This window comes from Janthinobacterium sp. PAMC25594, from assembly GCF_019443505.1.
In the GTDB taxonomy this organism is placed as follows: Bacteria; Pseudomonadota; Gammaproteobacteria; order Burkholderiales; family Burkholderiaceae_D; genus Janthinobacterium.
Genome location: NZ_CP080377.1, coordinates 4,165,487 through 4,184,128 on the forward strand (window position 1 = coordinate 4,165,487; position 18,642 = coordinate 4,184,128).

General features: G+C 61.6%; 16 protein-coding genes. 10 read left to right on the top strand and 6 right to left on the bottom strand.

The genetic code is table 11. The annotated features are described in order from the left end of the window. Positions 1–271: 271 nt before the first annotated feature. Positions 272–406, bottom strand: coding sequence for a hypothetical protein (locus KY494_RS29815; RefSeq protein WP_257572239.1), 135 nt, complete (start codon positions 404–406; stop codon positions 272–274). Between the two features lie 136 nt (positions 407–542). On the opposite strand from KY494_RS29815, the gene KY494_RS18680 reads away from it, so the two are divergent. Then, positions 543–2,594, top strand: a complete 2,052-nt coding sequence (locus KY494_RS18680) for a primosomal protein N' (protein ID WP_219887813.1) — start codon at positions 543–545, stop codon at positions 2,592–2,594. Here KY494_RS18680 and KY494_RS18685 read toward each other — a convergent pair whose 3' ends face one another. After that, positions 2,595–3,485, bottom strand: a complete 891-nt coding sequence (locus KY494_RS18685; RefSeq protein ID WP_219887814.1) for an ArgP/LysG family DNA-binding transcriptional regulator — start codon at positions 3,483–3,485, stop codon at positions 2,595–2,597. Positions 3,486–3,614: 129 nt separating this feature from the next. Here KY494_RS18685 and KY494_RS18690 point away from each other — a divergent pair, with 129 nt between their 5' ends. Both KY494_RS18690 and KY494_RS18695 read left to right on the top strand, forming a co-directional pair. Then, a complete protein-coding gene (locus KY494_RS18690) occupies positions 3,615–5,063 on the top strand; it encodes a dihydrolipoyl dehydrogenase (RefSeq protein WP_219887815.1) in 1,449 nt (482 codons plus the stop codon). Positions 5,064–5,227: 164 nt separating this feature from the next. Beyond that, on the top strand, positions 5,228–6,349 hold the full coding sequence (locus tag KY494_RS18695; RefSeq protein WP_258194315.1) for an HD-GYP domain-containing protein: 1,122 nt from the start codon (positions 5,228–5,230) through the stop codon (positions 6,347–6,349). A gap of 1 nt (position 6,350) precedes the next feature. On the opposite strand, the gene KY494_RS18700 is transcribed toward KY494_RS18695, so the two are convergent. Continuing rightward, the gene (locus KY494_RS18700) at positions 6,351–6,836 is read right to left on the bottom strand and encodes an SRPBCC family protein (RefSeq protein ID WP_219135854.1); all 486 of its coding nucleotides are present in this window, start codon (positions 6,834–6,836) and stop codon (positions 6,351–6,353) included. 209 nt (positions 6,837–7,045) lie between these two features. On the opposite strand from KY494_RS18700, the gene KY494_RS18705 reads away from it, so the two are divergent. Beyond that, entirely contained in the window at positions 7,046–9,106 is a 2,061-nt protein-coding gene (locus tag KY494_RS18705) for a UvrD-helicase domain-containing protein (RefSeq protein WP_219887816.1), read from the top strand. An 11-nt stretch (positions 9,107–9,117) separates the two neighbouring features. Here the strand turns inward: KY494_RS18705 and KY494_RS18710 are convergent, their stop codons facing one another. Together KY494_RS18710 and KY494_RS18715 are read right to left on the bottom strand one after the other, a co-directional pair. Beyond that, complete coding sequence (locus tag KY494_RS18710) at positions 9,118–9,474, bottom strand: addiction module antidote protein (RefSeq protein ID WP_219887817.1); 357 nt, start codon at positions 9,472–9,474, stop codon at positions 9,118–9,120. Then, the gene (locus KY494_RS18715) at positions 9,471–9,848 is read right to left on the bottom strand and encodes a type II toxin-antitoxin system RelE/ParE family toxin (RefSeq protein WP_258194316.1); all 378 of its coding nucleotides are present in this window, start codon (positions 9,846–9,848) and stop codon (positions 9,471–9,473) included. The genes KY494_RS18710 and KY494_RS18715 overlap by 4 nt, the downstream gene beginning before the upstream one ends. 161 nt (positions 9,849–10,009) lie before the next feature. On the opposite strand from KY494_RS18715, the gene KY494_RS18720 reads away from it, so the two are divergent. Continuing rightward, positions 10,010–10,228 carry a SlyX family protein gene (locus KY494_RS18720; protein WP_070290273.1) on the top strand — a complete coding sequence of 73 codons (219 nt, stop codon included), beginning with the start codon at positions 10,010–10,012 and terminating at the stop codon, positions 10,226–10,228. On the opposite strand, the gene KY494_RS18725 is transcribed toward KY494_RS18720, so the two are convergent. Next, positions 10,225–10,617 (bottom strand): DUF6404 family protein, encoded by a 393-nt coding sequence (locus KY494_RS18725; protein WP_219887818.1) that lies wholly within the window; start codon positions 10,615–10,617, stop codon positions 10,225–10,227. The two genes, KY494_RS18720 and KY494_RS18725, sit on opposite strands and share 4 nt — an antisense overlap. A 218-nt stretch (positions 10,618–10,835) precedes the next feature. Here KY494_RS18725 and KY494_RS18730 point away from each other — a divergent pair, with 218 nt between their 5' ends. The 5 genes from KY494_RS18730 (at position 10,836) to KY494_RS18750 (ending at position 18,466) form a co-directional block, all read left to right on the top strand. Next, positions 10,836–12,965, top strand: a complete 2,130-nt coding sequence (locus KY494_RS18730) for a M3 family metallopeptidase (protein WP_258194317.1) — start codon at positions 10,836–10,838, stop codon at positions 12,963–12,965. Positions 12,966–13,203: 238 nt separating this feature from the next. After that, a complete protein-coding gene (locus KY494_RS18735; RefSeq protein ID WP_219887819.1) occupies positions 13,204–15,345 on the top strand; it encodes a M3 family metallopeptidase in 2,142 nt (713 codons plus the stop codon). A 118-nt stretch (positions 15,346–15,463) separates the two neighbouring features. After that, entirely contained in the window at positions 15,464–15,676 is a 213-nt protein-coding gene (locus KY494_RS18740; protein ID WP_070219603.1) for a VF530 family DNA-binding protein, read from the top strand. Between the two features lie 12 nt (positions 15,677–15,688). Then, the gene (locus KY494_RS18745; RefSeq protein ID WP_219887820.1) at positions 15,689–15,967 is read left to right on the top strand and encodes a DUF4404 family protein; all 279 of its coding nucleotides are present in this window, start codon (positions 15,689–15,691) and stop codon (positions 15,965–15,967) included. A 237-nt stretch (positions 15,968–16,204) separates the two neighbouring features. Further along, the gene (locus KY494_RS18750) at positions 16,205–18,466 is read left to right on the top strand and encodes a YgiQ family radical SAM protein (protein ID WP_219891646.1); all 2,262 of its coding nucleotides are present in this window, start codon (positions 16,205–16,207) and stop codon (positions 18,464–18,466) included. Positions 18,467–18,642 lie beyond the last annotated feature (176 nt).

Consider the following 18,642-nt stretch of genomic DNA (forward strand, 5'->3'; position numbering starts at 1 on the left):
AGTATTTTGTTAACCGATACTTAGCGTCGATGTTCAGGTTTCACCTGAAGTGCATGTTGCACTGCATGATAATTGAACAATGTTTCGCCGCCCCGCGGGTAAAACCGAACGCTTGCCCGGCAATTGTCAACTTTGCCTCATATGGTGGCGTTTTTTGCGCAGGGCATGCATCAAAACGGTGCTTATTCCTGTATAAAAAAATCAGAAATGGTTCAGTTATGCACAGCGGCGGAAATGCCCCACGGATTTATCGCCTTCCGGGGATCAATTTTTAAGTCATTGATTTTAAATAGTTAATTTTTCTTGCGTGCCCCTCTTGACGGCGATCAAAATTTTCTGTCCACATTTTTATGAAAGTTAATTTTGCTTTGTCCACAAAGTTATCCACAGAATTTTCTTCAGGCATGATGACACGCTGTCCTGCCTGCTGTTAGGCGTTTGGCGGAAGAAACAAGTATCATGGCCCGCTGGCTTGATGCCTGGCATCCCGCCGCGCCATTGACCCTGCCGCGCGCTTTTTTATAGAGATAGGCCAACTCCCCATGTCGCAGTGCATTTTGACGTCGTGCATCCTGAAAATCGCGCTCGACACGCCCCTGAACGCCCTGTTCGATTACCGCTGGAACGCGGCGGCCGATGCCGGCGCGGACGTACCTCTGCCGCAAGTGGGGCAACTGGCGCTGGTGCCGTTCGGCCGGCGCGAAGTGATGGGGCTGATCGTCGGCGTGTCCGACAGCACGGACGTGCCCGCCGCAAAATTGAAGGATGTGCTGGCCGTGCGCAGCCAGCTGGCGCCCCTGTCGGAACAGTGGCTGGCGCTGGCCGCCTTTGCCGCCGATTACTACCAGCGTCCGCTGGGCGAGGTGGCGCTGCCGGGCTTGCCGAAGAACTTGCGCGTGCTCACCACCGTGGCGCTCGACCGCGCCATCAAGAAGCTGGCCAAGCTGGCCGATGCGCACGACGGCACGCCGCTGAACATGCCGGCGCTCAACCCGGCTCAGCAAGAGGCGGCGGACGCCATCGGCGGCGCCTTGGGTTTCAAGCCAACCCTGCTGTACGGCGTGACGGGCAGCGGCAAGACGGAAGTGTATCTGCAAGCCTGCGCCCAGGTGCTGGCGCGCGAGGACGATGCGCAAATCCTGATTTTGGTGCCGGAAATTAACCTCACGCCCCAGCTGGAAGGCAATATCCGCGCGCGCTTTCCCGGCGTCATGCTGGCCACCCTGCACAGCAGCCTGTCCGAAGGCGAGCGCATGCTGCACTGGCTGGCGGCCCACCAGGGCCAGGCGCGCATCGTGCTCGGCACGCGGCTGGCCATCCTGGCATCCTTGCCGAAACTCAAACTGATCGTCATCGACGAGGAACACGATCCTTCCTACAAGCAGCAGGAAGGCTTGCGCTATTCCGCGCGCGACCTGGCCGTGTGGCGCGCCTGGCAATTGCAGATTCCCATCGTGCTGGGCTCGGCCACGCCCTCGCTGGAAAGCTGGCACCACGCGCAGACGGGGCGCTACCGCAAGCTGGAATTGCGCGAACGGGCGGTGAAAAATGCCGTATTGCCGCGCGTCAAGATCCTCGACATGGAGCGCGACAAGCCGAAAGACGGCCTGACCTCGCACCTGATCGCCGCCTTGAAACTGCGCATGGAACGGGGCGAGCAGTCGCTGCTGTTTTTGAACCGGCGCGGCTATTCGCCCGTGATCTGCTGCGAATCGTGCGGCTGGATCAGCAATTGCACGCGCTGCACCTCGTTCATGGTGCTGCACAAGCCCGAGCACCGCTTGCGCTGCCACCATTGCAGCCTGGAATTGCGCATTCCCCGCCATTGCCCCACCTGCGGCAACGTTGATTTGCAGCCGCTGGGACGCGGCACGCAGCGCGTGGAAGAGGGCTTGCAGCAATTGTTTCCAGAGGCGCGCATCTTGCGCATCGACGCCGATTCCACGCGCAAGAAGGGCAGCGCGCAGGAAGCGTTCGACACCGTGCACCGGGGCGAAGTGGACATTTTGATCGGCACGCAGATGGTGGCCAAGGGCCACGATTTCAAAAAGCTGACGTTAGTGGGCATTTTGAATCCGGACACGGCCTTGTTTTCGCAGGATTACCGCGCCAGCGAACGGCTGTTCGCGCAGCTGATGCAGGTGGCGGGCCGGGCCGGGCGGGCCGCGCAGACGGAAGGGGGCAGCGTTTCCGAGGTGCTGATCCAGACGCGCTATGCGCGCCATCCGCTGTACGACGCCGTCGTCCACCACGATTACGACCATTTCGCCACGACCTTGCTGGAAGAGCGGGCGCAGGCGGCGCTGCCGCCGTATCTGTTCCAGGCCCTGCTGCGCGCCGAGGCGCCCGAGCTGGCGACCGCCATCGAGTTCTTGCAGGCGGCCAAGGAATGCATGGCACACCCGCAGGTGACCATCAACGACCCGATTCCCATGAGCATGACGCGCGTCTACAACGTGGACCGCGCCCAGCTGCTGCTGGAATCGCCCTCGCGGCCGGCCCTGCAGGCGTTTTTAAAAGAATGGTTAAGCGAGCTGCGCGCCATGAAGTCGCGCGTGAAATGGTCGCTGGAAGTGGATCCGCTGGATATCTGATTAGTTCAGGTAATCGCGCGCCGACTTGACGATCTGCTCGGACAACAGCTTGGTAAACGGCGTGTCCAGGGTCCACGCATGCCAGCTCAGCGGTACATCCAGGGTGCTGCCCGGCAGCAGATCCACGAGGCGGTCCGTCGCCAGCGCTGGCGCGGCCAGGCGCTGCGGCATCAGGCCGTAGGCCAGGCCATCCTGGACGCAGCCGCGGCGCGCCGTTTCCACGGGTAAAGTGTGGTGCGGAAACGGTTCACGCATATTGAGTTGTTCAGCAAGAAAACGCGCCAGCAAGCCGTGCTGGCCCACGACGGCGGGCGCCAGTTGCACCGCCTCGGCAATAAAACCATCGCCGAACCAGTGGCCCGCAAACACGGGCGTGGCCACGCAGACATAGCGCAAGGTGCCCAGCGGCGTGACGCTGGTGGCGGCCGCCGCGTCGATCGCCGTGCCCGATTCTGCCGCCACGCAGCCGAACACGGAGCCGTCGCGCACCATCTGCAAGGCGCTGTCGCTGTCGGCCAGGCGCACGTCGAGCTGGCAGCGCGGCGGCGCCAGCAGGGCTGATAAAGTGTCGGGGAACCAGGTGGCCAGGCTGTCGGCATCGATGGCGATGGCGATTTCCGGCATGCTGACGCTGTTGCCCAGGTCGATGTCGAGCGACGCTTCCATCAGCTTGACGTTGCGGTGATGCACGATCAATCGCTGGCCCAGGCCCGTCGGCACGGCCGGCTGGCCACGGATGATCAGCAGGCGCCCGCTGGCATCTTCCAGCGCCTTGATGCGCTGCGAGACGGCCGACTGGGTGATGCCCAGCGCCAGGGCGGCCTTGTCGAAACTGCCATGGCTGGCCACGGCGTCCAGCACGGCCAGCGCGCGATAATCGAGTGATCCCATTAGCTCAGCTTATAAATTTTGAAAATGATTAGTTATACTAATACATATATTGCTGCAAAGTAAAACCTTATTTTCGGCAAACGGGTAGTATCGAATGCTGTGAGCAACCTCAGTGGGATGGACAGCACGATGAAAACGATACAAGTGGACGTGGCCGTGATCGGTAGCGGCACGGCCGGCATGACGGCGCACAAGGCGGCGCGCATGCAGGGCAAGCGCGTGCTGATGATCGAAAGCGGGCCGTACGGCACGACCTGCGCGCGCGTGGGCTGCATGCCCAGCAAGCTCTTGATCGCGGCGGCCGAGGCGGCCCATGCGGTGGCCGCCGCGCCCGCTTTTGGCGTGCACCCAGGCCCCGTGCGCATCGACGGCCAGCAAGTGATGGCCCGGGTGCGCAGCGAGCGCGACCGCTTTGTCGGCTTCGTCCTCGACGGCGTCAACGCCATTGCCGACGAAGAAAAGCTGCGCGGCCATGCGCGTTTTATTTCCCCCGGCACATTGCAGGTCGATGAACACACGCTTGTCGAAGCGGCCAGCGTGGTCATCGCCACCGGTTCCACGTCCATCGTGCCGCCCGAGTGGCAAGCTGCCGGCGACCGGGTCATCACCAGCGACGCCGTGTTCGAGTGGACGGACTTGCCGCGCTCGGTCGCCGTGGTCGGCGGCGGCGTCATCGGCCTGGAGCTGGGCCAGGCGTTGGCGCGGCTGGGCGTGCGCGTGACCCTGTTTGCGCGCGGCAATAAGGTCGCGCAGCTGACGGACCCGCTGGTGCTGCGGGAGGCGGGCGCCGTGCTGGCGCGCGAACTTGACATCCGCTTCCAGACCACGGTGGCGCATGTGGAAAAAACGCCGGATGGCAGCGGCATCGTGCTCACCAGCCGCGATGGCGATGGTCAGGAAAAAACCGAGCAGTTCGAGTATGTGCTGGCCGCCATCGGCCGCCGTCCGAACGTGGACAAGATCGGCCTGGAGACGGCGCAAATCGAGCTCGACCGCCACGGCATTCCCCTGCATGACCCGCACACCATGCAGTGCGGCAAGAGCGCCATCTTCATCGCCGGGGATGCCGACAACGCCTTGCCGCTGCTGCCCGAAGCGGCCGACGAGGGCCGCATCGCGGGCGACAACGCGGCGCGTTTTCCTGACGTCAAGCCTGGCTTGCGCCGCACGCCGCTGGCGATCGCCTTCACGGAACCGCAGATTGCCACCGTGGGCGCCACCTACCAGCAACTGTGCGTGAGTCACGCGGGCCGCTTCGCCGTCGGTGCCGTGTCGTTCGGCAACCAAGGGCGCAGCCGCGTGATGCTGCAAAACCAGGGCTTGCTGCGCGTGTATGCGGAGTTCGGCAGCAAGCGCTTTCTCGGCGCCGAGCTGATCGGCCCACGGGCGGAACACCTGGGGCACTTGCTGGCCTGGGCGTGCCAGGCGCAGCTGACGGTGCCCGCCATGCTCGACATGCCGTTCTACCACCCCGTCATCGAGGAAGGCGTGCGCACGGCCTTGCGCGAGCTGGCGCTGCACCTGGAAAAAGACCCGGAACACGCAGCGGGCTGCGCCGATTGCTCGCCTGGCGTCTGATGAAATTTTGATATTTACACAATTTTGTAGACAAGCGCACATGATTGCGCGATCATCGCTGCCACATTGAAATATTGATTAAAAGCAAAAAACATTTCAATTGGTACTCGCCGCTGATGCCAGGATGGTAAAAACAAGCGGGTGAAGGCGATGATGGAGACGATGTGAAAATTCGGCGCATTTACGCGGGAGAACTCGCCCTGGGCGTGGCCCTGCCCTGGGACGTGCATGGCGAGACGGGCAGTTTGCTGGCCAGGTTGGGGCATGTCATCAGCAGCGAGAACCAGATCGCATTGCTGCTGGCGCGCGGCGTCATCGCCGATACCAGCGCCGACGTGCCGCGCACGGCCACGGAGGCACCGTCGGCCCTGCGCATGCTGAACCTCGTCACGGCTGGCCTGGCCCGCGTCTTGCCGGCCATTGCCGCCGGACAGGCGGGCAGCCACGCATCGCTGGCGCCGCTGGCGCAGCTGGTGGAAGAGGCGGTGGCACTGGACGCCGACGTGGCGCTGGCCTGCATCCTGCACAATCAGGGCGCGGGCGACTTTGCCGTGCGCCACAGCGTCGACACGGCCGTCATCACGGCCCTGCTGGCGCGTGCCCTGAAACTCGATGACGATGTCATCCGCAGCGTGCTACTGGCCGCGCTGAGCATGAATGTGGGCATGCTGGAACGCCACGCGGATTTCCAGCACAAGGCGGGCCCGCTGGACGCGCAGGAACGCGCTTATTTGCGCGCCCATCCGCAAGCGGGTGTCGACTTGTTGCGCGCGGCCGGCGTCATGGACGCCGTCTGGCTGCAAGCCGTGCTGCAGCACCATGAAAATATCGATGGCAGCGGCTATCCGCTGGGCACGCAAGGCGAGGCGATCGGCATCGGCGCGCGCCTGATCATGCTGGCCGACCGCTATTGCGCGCGCGTGTCAAGGCGCAGCTACCGCCAGCCCCTGCTGCCGAACGTGGCCCTGCGCGAAATGCTGATGGCCGACAAGGCCACGCTGGATGCGCCGCTGGCCTCGCTGCTGGTGCGCGAGCTGGGCATCTACCCGGTCGGCACCTTCGTCAAATTACTCAATGGCGAAATCGGCGTCGTCACGCGCAAGGGTTTGAATGCCACCACGCCCCACGTGCAGTCGCTGATCGGCCCGCGCGGCGCGCGCCTCGACGTACCCTTGCGGCGCGACACGCGCGTGGACTTGCACGCCATTCGCGAAGTGCTCAGCGCGGAGCAGGCGGGCTTGCAGTTTCGCCCCGACCAGCTGTGGGGCCGCAGCGCACGAATTTAATCTAGTTCAGCAAGCCCGCATCCAGCCGTCCTTCGAGCGCCAGTTCGCGCATGATGCGCACCGTGTCGATGTCGGATTCCTTGTAGGCGGAGCGGCGGAAGTCGTCGTACAGGGCGTTGGCCGCATCGGTGGCCGCGTCGTGGCCGTCGTCGTACTGGAAGCGCACCCACAGGCTCGCCTCATCGGGCATCTCGATGGTCATCACCAGCGAGGAGGCGCTGATATCCTGTTGCGCCGGCACTTCGTAGCGCACTTGCAGTTGCGGCACCAGCACCACCTTGTCGTTGATGACCAGCTCGCCATAGCGCAGGCTGCGCGCGAAGCCGGCATCGCAGCGCTCGCTGATCCGGCACTCGTCCAGGTGCGGCACGAACAGCCTGGGCGATTCGGCGCGCAAGACCAGGCCGCGCCAGACTTGTTCCAGGCTCAAGGTGTCGATCAGCGGGTTCAGCGGATCGTTGATTTCAATCAGGTGTTCAAATTTCATGGGACTGTCATTCGGTAAGTGGGCGCGCACGGGCGATACAGGCGGAATGGTACTCCAGGCTTGGCATCGCCGCACGCATGGCATGGTCAAAAATGGCGCCAGATGGCGATATATCAATGCCATTGCCCGTTTTTCGGGCATGCGCCATCGTGCAAATGGCGGGCGCGACGCTGTTACAATGGGCTGCTGTTCCCTGCGGAAATACCCTGATGTCCAAAGCACCACAGTTCGGTCTGAATGCGCCCCAAAGCGAAGCGGTTACCTACCTCGACGGCCCTTGCCTGGTGCTGGCGGGCGCCGGTTCGGGCAAGACGCGCGTGATCACGCAAAAGATCGCCCACCTGATCGAAGACCGGGGCTATGACCCGCGCACCATCGCCGCGCTGACCTTCACCAACAAGGCGGCGCTGGAAATGCAGGAACGCATCGCCAAACTCTTGAAGCAACCGCGCCAGGCCAAGCAGTTGACGGTGTCGACCTTCCACTCGCTGGGCGTGAAAATCCTGCGCCAGGAAGCCAATGGCGTAGGACTGAAGGACCGCTTTTCCATCATGGACAGCGACGACTGTTTTTCCCTCGTGCAAGACCTTGCCATTACCACCGATAAACAGGTGATACGCGGTATCCAGGGCGCCATGTCCTTGTGGAAAAACGGCCTGATCGACCCGGACATGGCGCTGGCGCAAGCCAAGGACGAGGACGAAGCGAACGCGGCGCGTATTTATCGCAGCTACGTGGCCACCCTGTCCGCCTACCAGGCCGTCGATTTCGACGACTTGATCCGCCTGCCGGTGGAACTGTTCCGCAACAATGGTCCCGTGCGCGACAAGTGGCAGCGCCGCCTGCGCTACCTGCTCGTCGACGAATACCAGGATACGAATACCTGCCAGTACGAACTGGTGAAACTGATGGTGACGGGCATCGGCAAGAAGCCGATGTTTACGGCCGTGGGCGACGACGACCAGGCGATCTATGCCTGGCGCGGCGCCACCGTGGAAAACCTGAAGACGCTGGAAACGGATTTCCCCGACTTACGGGTCATCAAACTGGAGCAGAATTACCGCTCCACCATGCGCGTGCTGAACGCGGCCAATGCCGTCATCGGCAACAACCCGAAACTGTTTGAAAAGTCGCTGTGGTCGGAACATGGCCTGGGCGAGCCGATCAAGGTGCTGGGCATGCAGACGGACGAGCAGGAGGCGGAGCAGGTCGCCATCATGATCTCGGCCGACCATTTTGAACGCAAGAACAAGTTTTCCGATTATGCGATTTTGTACCGGGGCAACCACCAGGCGCGCATCATCGAGCAGTGTTTGCGCAAGGAACGCATTCCGTACACGATTTCGGGTGGTCAGAGCTTCTTCGACAAGGCCGAGATCAAGGACATCATCAGCTACCTGCGCTTGCTGGCGAACGAAGACGACGACCCGGCCTTCATTCGTGCCGTGACGACGCCGCGCCGCGGCGTGGGGCAGTCAACTTTGGAAGTGCTGGGCGCGTTTTCGGGGCAGTGGCAGTGTTCGCTGTTCCAGGCCGTCTTTAAAGGCGGCATCGAGGCCAAGCTGACGGACCGCCAACTGGGGCCGCTGCGCGATTTCTGCAACTTCATCAACGATCTCGAATCGCGCGCCAGCCGTCCCGGCGCGGCAGGCAGCGGCGACAACGCGGCCGAAGTGCTGGACGACATGATGAAGGAAATCCACTACGAATCGTATCTGTACGATGCCTTCGAGGAACGGCAAGCGCAAAGCAAGTGGCAGAACGTGCTGGAATTCGTCAACTGGCTGAAGGAACGGGGCAGGGGCGGCAAGGACCGCGACGGCGAAGAAAAGAACGTGCTGGAACTGACGCAGATGGTGGCCCTGATGACCATGCTCGAAGGCAAGGACGAGGAGCAGGACGCCGTGCGCATGTCCACCCTGCACGCGTCAAAGGGTCTGGAATTTCCGCACGTGTTTCTGGTGGGCGTGGAAGAGGGGATCTTGCCGCACAAGGGCGACCCTGACGCGCCCGCCGAAACCATCGCCGCGCGCATCCAGGAAGAGCGCCGCCTGATGTATGTGGGCATCACGCGCGCCCAGCGCACCTTGCACGTCACCTGGTGCAAGAAGCGCAAGCGGGCGGGCGAGCAAGTTCATTGTGACCCGTCGCGTTTCATCAAGGAAATGCAACTCGATGTGGGCGACGCCGTGCCGACCGAGTCGGAAATCATTTCGCCCAAGGAACGGCTGGCGCGCATGAAGGCCTTGCTGGCCACGCCGAAAGTTTAATTAGAGAACGTTCAGGCTTCCACGGCGCCGTCCGGCGTGGTTTTGGGCACGATGGTCAGCTGCATGCCCAGCGCATCGAGCATCTTCAAAATGGTTTCGAAGCGCGGCTTGCTGCCTTCGCGCAAGGCTTTATACGCGCCTTCGCGCGTGATGTCGGCCCTGGCCGCCACCTTGCCCATGCCATAGGCGCGCACCACGTCGTTCATGGCGGACTGGAACAGCTCGGCGTTGCCGGTGGCGACGATTTCGCTCATGTAGGCGGCCACGGAGGCTTTGCTGGTCAGGTGTTGCGTTGGGTCAAATTTGCTCAGGCCTAATGCTTCCAGGTCGTCGAGGTCGAAGGTGTCATGGTCGATATGTTGGTTCATTTTTTTCGTGCTCCTGTGGATGCCGCCGCCGCTTTCTTCAGGGCCGCTTGCCGGGCTTTCAAGTCCTTGAGTATCGCTTGCGCCTGCTTGATGTCGCGCCGCTGGCTCGATTTGTCGCCACCCAGCAGCAACAAGATCAGGGTGCCCCGATTGGTTTCGTGAAAATACACGCGCCAGCCCGGTCCCGTCTGTAAAAAGCGCAGTTCGCACACGCCTTCGCCCACTGGCCGCCAGTCGCCCTTTTTACCATGTTGCAAATGCTTGATGCGCGCATCGATGGCGGCGGCCGCCACGTCGTGCAGGGAGTCTTCCCAGCACCGGTATTCGGCCGTCTTGCGCGTGTCGATCAGGTCAGGCAAAGTGGATACGTCCATTGTAATCGTTTGTTCTCATTCGTCAAGCGGTTTGATTCAGCCATCAGGGAAGAATAGGCAGAAATGGCCACCTGACCGATGGGGAATGGACGAGGTTTGTCCTGGCTCACGCCGCTGCGGCGGTAGAATGCCGCTTTCAGTCAGGAATCACCGAGAGCACCATGGACAATGCAGAACAGATGGAAACACGTTTCGTCGATATCGAAATCAAGCTGGCGCAGCAGGAAGACCTGGTCGAGTCGCTGAACCAGATGGTGTACCAGCAGGGCAAGCGCATCGATCAATTGGAAGCGATGCTGCACAAGCTGGGCGAACACGTGCGCGACGGGGCGCAGCAGGCGAATGGCGGACTGGTCAACGAACGTCCGCCGCACTATTAATCAAGGGAATTGCCTGGGGACTGTTGCTCGTCCAGCGCGGTCCATGCCGGCAACTCGTGCTTGCGCCGGTCGCGGGCATAGACGCTGGCCATGGCGATGCCAAACAGGCTGCCTGCCGCACAGGCCGCCATCAGCGCCGCCAGGGGTGATAACGGGGTGGCGGCATCGGGCCGCGACCAGAAAAAAAACCACATGATCAGGCCCCAGAACATGCCGAACCAGAGTCCCATGCCGAGCGCGGTACGCAGGAAAGACTGGAAATGCGGCGGCGGAACCTGCACGCCGGCCTTCCACAACAGGCGTATCAGCGGCGGCGCATAATGGCTGCGGGCCATGCCCGTGTTGCTCAACAGTTCCAGGGCGCGTGTCTTGCGGTGCTCAAAGCTCATGGATTCTCCGGTTGCCGAATGGATACTATATGCGATACAGGTCAGCTGAGTATTGATATTTTGCATTGCATATCCGGAGAGCCGGGCATGAAAACCTTTCATGTATGGGCGTATCGCTACCATCGGTAGTTGCGGGTGACGCAAGTGTGTCAGGCTGTTATTATTTCAGGCTGGCCCGCGACACAATCGCGGCTCTCTTGCGTTTCTTGAAAGAAGACATGACCCGTCCAACAATGCTCGTCATCGCCGCCAGCCTGATGCTGGCGCCAGCCGCCGCCGCTTTTGCCGCTACCGCGGCCTTGCCTGCCTCGAACCCGTTTGCGCAGGCCAGCAGCCTGCCATTTCATTATCCACCGTTCGACAAGGTGCAGGACGCCGACTACGCACCCGCCTTTACGGCAGGCATGGCCGCCAACCTGGCGGAAATCGACGCGATTGCGAATAACCGGAAGCCGGCCACGTTCGATAACACCATCGTCGCCATGGAACGCTCGGGCCAGCTGCTAAGCCGCGTGCGCACCGTGTTTTCCGTGATGTCCGGCTCCAACACGAATGAGACGATCCAGGGCCTGGAACGCGAACTGGCGCCGAAGATGGCGGCCCACAGCGACGCGGTCATGCTCAACGACAAACTCTTCAAGCGCATCGACAGCCTGTACGCCAAGCGCGACAAGCTGGGCCTCGATGCCGAATCGAAACGCCTCTTGGCCCGCTATCACACGGACTTCGTGCGCGCGGGCGCCAAGCTGTCGGCGGCGGACAAAGAAAAGCTGCGCGCCTACAACGGCCAGCTGGCGGCCCTGTCGACCAAGTTCGCGCAAAATGTACTGAAGGAATTGAACGCCTCGGCTGTCGTCGTCGATACGCGCGAAGAACTCGACGGCCTGTCGCCGGCCGCCATCGAAGTAGCCGCCGGCCTGGCCAAGAAGCGCGGCCTCGACGGCAAATACGTGATCGCCCTCGTCAACACGACGGGCCAGGCGCCGCTGTCGCTGCTGACCAACCGCGCCGTGCGCGAACGCATCATGGCCGCTTCGCAAGCGCGCGGCAGCCGTGGCGGCGAGTTCGACAATACTCAGGAAGTGCTGGCACTGGCAAAGCTGCGCGCCGAACGTGCCGCGCTGATGGGCTACCCGAACTACGCGGCGTATTCGCTGGAAGACCAGACGGCGCATGACACCACCGCCGTGAACGCCCTGCTGGGCGAATTGGCGAAGCCGGCCGTCGTCAATGCGCGCCGCGAAGCGGACGATATCCAGAAGGTCATCGATGCAGGCAAAGGCGGCTTCAAGGTGGGCGCCGCCGACTGGGCTTTCTATAGCGACAAGGTACGCGCCGAACGCTACAACTTTGATGAAACGCAACTCAAACCGTACTTTGAAATGCACAGCGTGCTGACCCGTGGCGTGTTCTTTGCCGCTGGCAAGTTGTATGGTCTCACTTTCAAGCAGCGCACCGACTTGCCCGTCTACACGGCCGACATGCTGGTGTACGACGTCTTCAATGAAGACGGCACGCAGCTGGCCATTTTCACGCTGGACCCTTACGCGCGCAGCAACAAGCGCGGCGGCGCCTGGGCAAATGCCTACGTGGGCCAGTCGAGCTTGCTGAACCGCAAGCCGGTGATTGCGAATAACCTCAACATTCCAAAGCCGGAAGCGGGCCAGCCGACCCTGATGACGTTTGACGAAGTCAACACCATGTTCCACGAATTCGGCCATGCGCTGCATGGCATGTTTTCGAACGTGAAATACCCGCGCTTCGCCGGCACCAGCGTGCCGCGCGACTTCGTCGAATACCCGTCGCAAGTCAACGAAATGTGGGCGCTGTGGCCGGAAGTGCTGCAAAACTACGCCAAGCACTACCAGACGGGCGCGGCCATTCCCGCCGAACTGCTGGCCAAGGTGACGGCGGCCGACAACTTCAACCAGGGCTACAAGACGACGGAATACCTGGCGTCGGCCCTGCTGGACCAGCGCTGGCATCAGCTGACCCCGGCACAGATTCCCACCGACGTGCTGGCGTTTGAAAAAACCGCCTTGACGGAGGCGGGTGTCGATTTCGCCCCGGCACCGCCGCGCTACCGCACCACGTATTTCTCGCACGCGTTCGCGGGCGGTTATTCGGCCGGCTACTACGCGTATCTGTGGTCGGAAAAGCTCGATGCCGATACGGTCGAGTGGTTCAAGGAAAACGGCGGCCTGACGCGCAAGAATGGCGACTGGTTCAGAGCCAAGTTGCTGTCGCGCGGCGGCAGCGCCGATGCGCTCGACATCTACCGCAACTTCCGCGGCCGCGATGCGAAGATCGAGCCGCTGCTGCAACGCCGTGGCCTGAGCGTTAAATAAGCCGGCAAGTAATCGGGTGATGCCGGCGTCAAGGCCGGGTCAATGAAAAAATGGCTGCCAAGCAATTGGCGGCCATTTTTATTTGGCGATTTTTATTTTACACCGTGGTAAACCGCGCATTTGGCGTGCTGCACCACAGGATCACCCATGTTGGATGACGCCTGTGTGACAGGCTGCTATGATCTGCCACTGGCCCGCGACGCGATCGCGGTTCTTCCCGCGCTTCCTGAAAGATGTCATGATCCGTCCACAACTGCTCGTCATCGCCGCCAGCGTCATGCTGGCCCACGCCGCTCCTTCCGCCCTGGCCGCCGCCGCACCTGCCGCCGCCATCAGCGCCCAGAATCCTTTGCTCAAAGTCAGTCCGCTGCCATTCCAGATGCCGCAGTTCGGCCTGATCAAGGATGCTCACTATGCGCCGGCGTTTGCCGAAGGCATGAAACGCCAGTTGGCTGAAGTCAACGCGATTGCCAGCAACCGCCAGCCGGCCACGTTTGAAAACACCATCGTCGCGCTGGAGCGCACGGGGCAGCTGCTGCACCGCGTGCAGAGCATCTTCAGCAACATGACGTCGACCAATACCAATGCCGTGCTGGAAGCGGTGGAAGTGGATGTGTCGCCCAAGCTGGCCGCGCATGGCGACGCCATCACCCTGAACCCGAAACTGTTTGCCCGCATCGACACCCTGTATGCCAAGCGCGACAAGCTGGGCCTCGATGCCGAATCCTTGCGCTTGCTGGAACGTTATCACACGGATTTCGTGCGCGCCGGCGCCAAGCTGTCCGATGCGGACAAGGAAAAACTGAAAGCCTATAACGCCGAGCAGGCGGGCCTGGAAACGGCCTTCGCGCAAAACGTGCTGAAGGAAACGAATGCCAAGAGCCTCGTCGTCGACACCCGTGCCGAACTGGCCGGCATGACGGACAGCGATATCGACACGGCCGCCGCGGCCGCCAAGGAACGCGGTTTGACGGGCAAGTTCGTCATCGCCCTGGTCAACACCAGCGGCCAGCCGCCATTGGCCGTATTGACGGATCGCAAGACACGCCAGCGTTTGATGGACGCTTCGCTGAACCGGGGCAGCCAGGGCGGCGAGTTCGACAACCGCGCCATCGTGCTGAAACTGGCCAAATTGCGCGCCGAACGGGCCACCTTGCTCGGTTACGCCAATTACGCCGCCTATTCGCTGGAAGACCAGACGGCCAAGACGACGACCGCCGTCAACACCTTGCTGTCGGAACTGGCGAAACCGGCTGTCGCCAATGCGCGCCGCGAAGCGGCCGACCTGCAGCAAGTGGTCGATGCGGAAAAAGGCGGTTTCCAGGTAGCGGCGGCCGACTGGGCCATCTACACGGACAAGCTGCGCAAGCAACGTTTCAACTTTGATGAAAACGAGCTGAAACCGTATCTGGAACTCAACAGCGTGCTGAACAACGGCGTCTTCTTTGCCGCCAATAAACTGTACGGCATCAGCTTCAAGCAACGTACTGATTTACCGGTGTACAACCCGGACGTGCGCGTCTACGACGTTCTGGATGCCAACGGCAAGCCGCTGGCCCTGTTCATCGCCGACTTCTATGCGCGTGGCAACAAGCATGGCGGCGCGTGGATGAATGAATACGTGTCGCAATCATCGCTGATGGGCACGCATCCCGTTGTCGCCAACCAGTTGAATATTCCGAAGCCGCCGGCCGGTCAGCCGACGCTATTGACGTTCGATGAAGTGACGACGATGTTCCACGAATTCGGCCATGCGCTGCACGGCATGTTCTCGAACGTGAAATACCCGCGCTTTGCCGGCACCAGCGTGCCGAGCGACTTCGTCGAGTATCCATCGCAAGTCAATGAAATGTGGGCCGTCTGGCCGGAAGTGCTGCAAAACTATGCCAAGCACTACCAGAGCGGCGCGGCCATGCCGCAGGAATTGCTCGACAAGGTCACGGCGGCGAAGAAATTCAACCAGGGCTTCATGACCACCGAGTACCTGTCGGCGGCCCTGCTGGACCAGCGCTGGCACCAGCTGGCGCCAGCGCAGATTCCGACGGACGTGCTGGCCTTTGAAGCGGCATCGTTGAAAGACGCGGGCGTCGACTACGCGCCCGTGCCGCCGCGCTACCGCACCAGCTACTTCTCGCACAGCTTCTCGGGCGGCTACTCGGCGGCATACTATGCCTACCTGTGGTCGGAAAAGCTGGACGCCGAATCGGTCAACTGGTTCAAGGAAAACGGCGGCCTGACGCGCAAGAATGGCGACTGGTTCCGCAGCAAATTGCTGTCGCGCGGCGGCAGCGTCGATGCGCTGCAACTGTTCCGTGACTTCCGCGGCCGCGACGCCACCGTGGAACCATTGCTGGAACGCCGCGGCTTGAACGCGAAGTAAGCCGTCCTCATCAGAAGCTTGCGTTGCGTTGACATGGCGCACGCAAGCTTTCTGTGCCGGCGGCGTAGAATTGAGTAAGATGTAAATGAAGACGTAACCAAGGCAGTCGAAAGAGTATATGAGTCAGCAAGATTTGAATGGCATCACCCTGGAAGGTATCGTGACGCGCCTGCACGCCCACTACGGTTGGGACGGCCTGGCCAAGCACATCGATATCAATTGCTTCATCAGCGATCCCAGCATCAAGTCGAGCCTGAAATTTTTGCGCAAGACCCCGTGGGCCAGGAGCAAGGTGGAACAATTGTTCCTGGACACGCAATTTACTGACTGACAGGAAAAAGATATGGATAGCAAACTCAAGGAATCGCTGCAACAGTTGCATTCGACACTCGCAACCAGCGGCCCCGTCGATGAAGAACTGCATGGTTTGCTGCAAAAACTCGATGTCGACATCAAGTTGCTGATGGAAAAGCGCGCCGCGCAGGAACAGGACGAAGAGTCGACCACGTATGGGCTGGCCGAGCGCAGCCAGGAATTGTCGGCCAAGTTTGCCGTCAAGCATCCGAAACTGGAGCCGGCGCTGCGGGAACTTGGCGAGATTCTCGCCAATATGGGGATCTGATGTAACCCGGGGAAAAGCTGGGGTCAGACCCCCGAAGGGTCAGACCCCAAGGGCCTTCTTTCCCCAAGTGATTGAAAAATAAACGTTTTTTGTACTGAAATCCAACAGTAAAAAGCAGGCCGTCAGGTTGGAAATGGCCAATTCCGGTACAATCCGTACCCTATGAGCTCCCCTACCAATTTATTTGCGACCGTTCCCAAGCGGTCTGCCCGCGCTGCCGTGGCGCCTTTCCTGCCGATGTCGCGTGCCGAGATGGACGTGCTGGGCTGGGACCAGTGCGACGTCATCCTCGTCACGGGCGACGCCTACATCGACCATCCGAGTTTCGGCATGGCCCTCGTTGGCCGCCTGCTCGAAGCGCAAGGTTACCGCGTTGGCATCATCAGCCAGCCGGACTGGCTGTCGGCCGACGCCTTCCGCATCCTCGGCAAGCCGCGTTTGTACTATGGCATTACCGCCGGCAACATGGATTCCATGGTCAACCAGTACACGGCCGACCGCAAGATCCGCTCCGACGACGCCTACACGGCGAATGCCGAACCGAATAAACGCCCGGACCGCGCCGTCACCGTGTACGCCCAGCGCGCGCGCGAAGCGTATCCCGACGTGCCGGTGGTCATCGGCAGTATCGAGGCGTCGCTGCGCCGCATCGCCCATTACGATTACTGGTCGGACAAGGTCCGCCGTTCCGTCTTGCCCGATTCCAAGGCCGATCTGTTGATCTTTGGCAATGCCGAACGGGCGCTGGTCGACCTGACGCACCGTCTGGCCGCCGGCGAAAACATCAAGGATATCCGCGACTTGCGCGGCACGGCCTTCATGGTGCCGTCCGGCTGGCTGCCTGGCGACGACTGGGGCGTGCACAATTCCACCCGCGTCGACGTGCCCGGCAAGGTCGATCCGCACTACAGCCCGTATGAGATGGTGCAGGAAGACAAGACCGCCTGCGCCACGGAAAATGCCTCGAAATCGGCCGAAGTCATCAAGCCGATCCGCATCATGAGCCGCGAAGAGCGCCTGGCCATGGCCAAGGAAAAGCACGACAAGACGGTCGTGCGCTTGCCCGCCTACGACGTCGTCAAGGATGACCCCGTCATGTATGCGCACGCGTCGCGCGTGTTCCACCTGGAATCGAATCCCGGCAATGCGCGCGCCATGGTGCAGGCGCACGGCGAACGCGACGTGTGGCTCAATCCGCCGCCGCTGCCGCTGGCCATGGACGAGATGGATGGCGTGTACGACATGAATTACGCGCGCGCCCCGCACCCAAGTTACGGCAAGGCGCACATTCCCGCCTGGGAAATGATCCGTTTTTCCGTCAACATCATGCGCGGCTGCTTCGGCGGCTGCACCTTCTGCTCGATCACGGAACATGAAGGCCGCATCATCCAGAGCCGCTCGGAACCGTCGATCCTGCGCGAAATCGAGCATATCCGCGATAAAACCAAAGGCTTTACGGGCACCATTTCCGATATGGGTGGCCCGACGGCGAATATGTACCGCCTCGCTTGCAAAGATAAAGAGATCGAAGTGTCGTGCCGCCGCCTGTCCTGCGTGTACCCGTCGATCTGCGTCAACCTGGGCACCGACCACAGCAAGCTCATTTCCCTGTACCGCAAGGCGCGCGCCATTCCCGGCATCAAGAAAGTGCTGATCAGCTCGGGCTTGCGCTACGATCTGGCCGTGCGTTCGCCCGAGTACGTCAAAGAGCTGGTGACGCACCACGTCGGCGGTTTGCTGAAGATCGCGCCCGAGCACACGGAAGAGGGCACTTTGTCGAAGATGATGAAGCCCGGCATCGGCGCGTATGACGAATTCAAGGAAATGTTCGACCGTTTCTCGCTGGAAGCGGGCAAGAAGCAATACCTGATCCCGTACTTCATCGCCGCCCATCCGGGCACGACGGACCTGGACATGCTGAACCTGGCCCTGTGGCTGAAGAAAAACAATTTCAAGCTGGACCAAGTGCAAACCTTCATGCCCACGCCGATGGCCATGGCCACGACCATGTATCACACACGCAAGAATCCCTTGCGCAAGGTCACGACTGACTCGGAAGTGGTGGAAACGGCGCGCAGCGGCAAGATCCGCCGCACGCACAAGGCTTTCCTGCGCTACCAGGATCCGGCCAACTGGCCGATCCTGCGCGAAGCGCTGGTCAACATGGGGCGTGGCGACTTGATCGGCAATGGCGACAAGCACTTGATTCCTGCCTGGACCTCGTCCGAGTCGGGCGGCCTGGCCGCAGGCGAACGCAGCCGCCAGACGCATGGCGCCGGCACGCCGGACAAGTTCAAGGTCACGCCAGGCAAGAACCGCATCGCCCTGGGCGGCACGGCTGCCGCGCCAAAAGCCTCGGCTGCGGAATCGAAAGTGCGGCCCTCGATTTTGTCGACCATCAAGACGAAGGCCAAGCCGGCCGTCGTGCCGATGGGCCGTGGCAGCAAGCCGCCCGCCAAGGGTGGCCATGCCGCGCCGGCACGGGGCGGGCGCAAGTAAACTGCCCTCGGCGCCTCGGGCATCGCCTGAAAACCCGGCAACGCGGACTGCGTTGCCGGGTTTTTTGCTCTCTGCGCACCAAGATGGTGCGCGAGATGGCCTTGGCGGCAGTATTTTTACCAATATTTAAAAATTGAATAGAGCAAAAGGCAATTTTCTCTTGTGGCAACTTGCTG

Bases quoted from the DNA above. Each gene is read 5' to 3' on its own strand.
- KY494_RS18730 (WP_258194317.1), top strand. From the start codon at position 10,836: ATGACCCGTCCAACAATGCTCGTCATCGCCGCCAGCCTGATGCTGGCG.
- KY494_RS18720 (WP_070290273.1), top strand. From the start codon at position 10,010: ATGGACAATGCAGAACAGATGGAAACACGTTTCGTCGATATCGAAATC.
- KY494_RS18710 (WP_219887817.1), bottom strand. From the start codon at position 9,474: ATGAACCAACATATCGACCATGACACCTTCGACCTCGACGACCTGGAA.
- KY494_RS18705 (WP_219887816.1), top strand. From the start codon at position 7,046: ATGTCCAAAGCACCACAGTTCGGTCTGAATGCGCCCCAAAGCGAAGCG.
- KY494_RS18725 (WP_219887818.1), bottom strand. From the start codon at position 10,617: ATGAGCTTTGAGCACCGCAAGACACGCGCCCTGGAACTGTTGAGCAAC.
- KY494_RS29815 (WP_257572239.1), bottom strand. From the start codon at position 406: ATGCCTGAAGAAAATTCTGTGGATAACTTTGTGGACAAAGCAAAATTA.
- KY494_RS18735 (WP_219887819.1), top strand. From the start codon at position 13,204: ATGATCCGTCCACAACTGCTCGTCATCGCCGCCAGCGTCATGCTGGCC.
- KY494_RS18745 (WP_219887820.1), top strand. From the start codon at position 15,689: ATGGATAGCAAACTCAAGGAATCGCTGCAACAGTTGCATTCGACACTC.
- KY494_RS18690 (WP_219887815.1), top strand. From the start codon at position 3,615: ATGAAAACGATACAAGTGGACGTGGCCGTGATCGGTAGCGGCACGGCC.
- KY494_RS18685 (WP_219887814.1), bottom strand. From the start codon at position 3,485: ATGGGATCACTCGATTATCGCGCGCTGGCCGTGCTGGACGCCGTGGCC.
- KY494_RS18715 (WP_258194316.1), bottom strand. From the start codon at position 9,848: ATGGACGTATCCACTTTGCCTGACCTGATCGACACGCGCAAGACGGCC.
- KY494_RS18740 (WP_070219603.1), top strand. From the start codon at position 15,464: ATGAGTCAGCAAGATTTGAATGGCATCACCCTGGAAGGTATCGTGACG.
- KY494_RS18700 (WP_219135854.1), bottom strand. From the start codon at position 6,836: ATGAAATTTGAACACCTGATTGAAATCAACGATCCGCTGAACCCGCTG.
- KY494_RS18750 (WP_219891646.1), top strand. From the start codon at position 16,205: ATGTCGCGTGCCGAGATGGACGTGCTGGGCTGGGACCAGTGCGACGTC.
- KY494_RS18680 (WP_219887813.1), top strand. From the start codon at position 543: ATGTCGCAGTGCATTTTGACGTCGTGCATCCTGAAAATCGCGCTCGAC.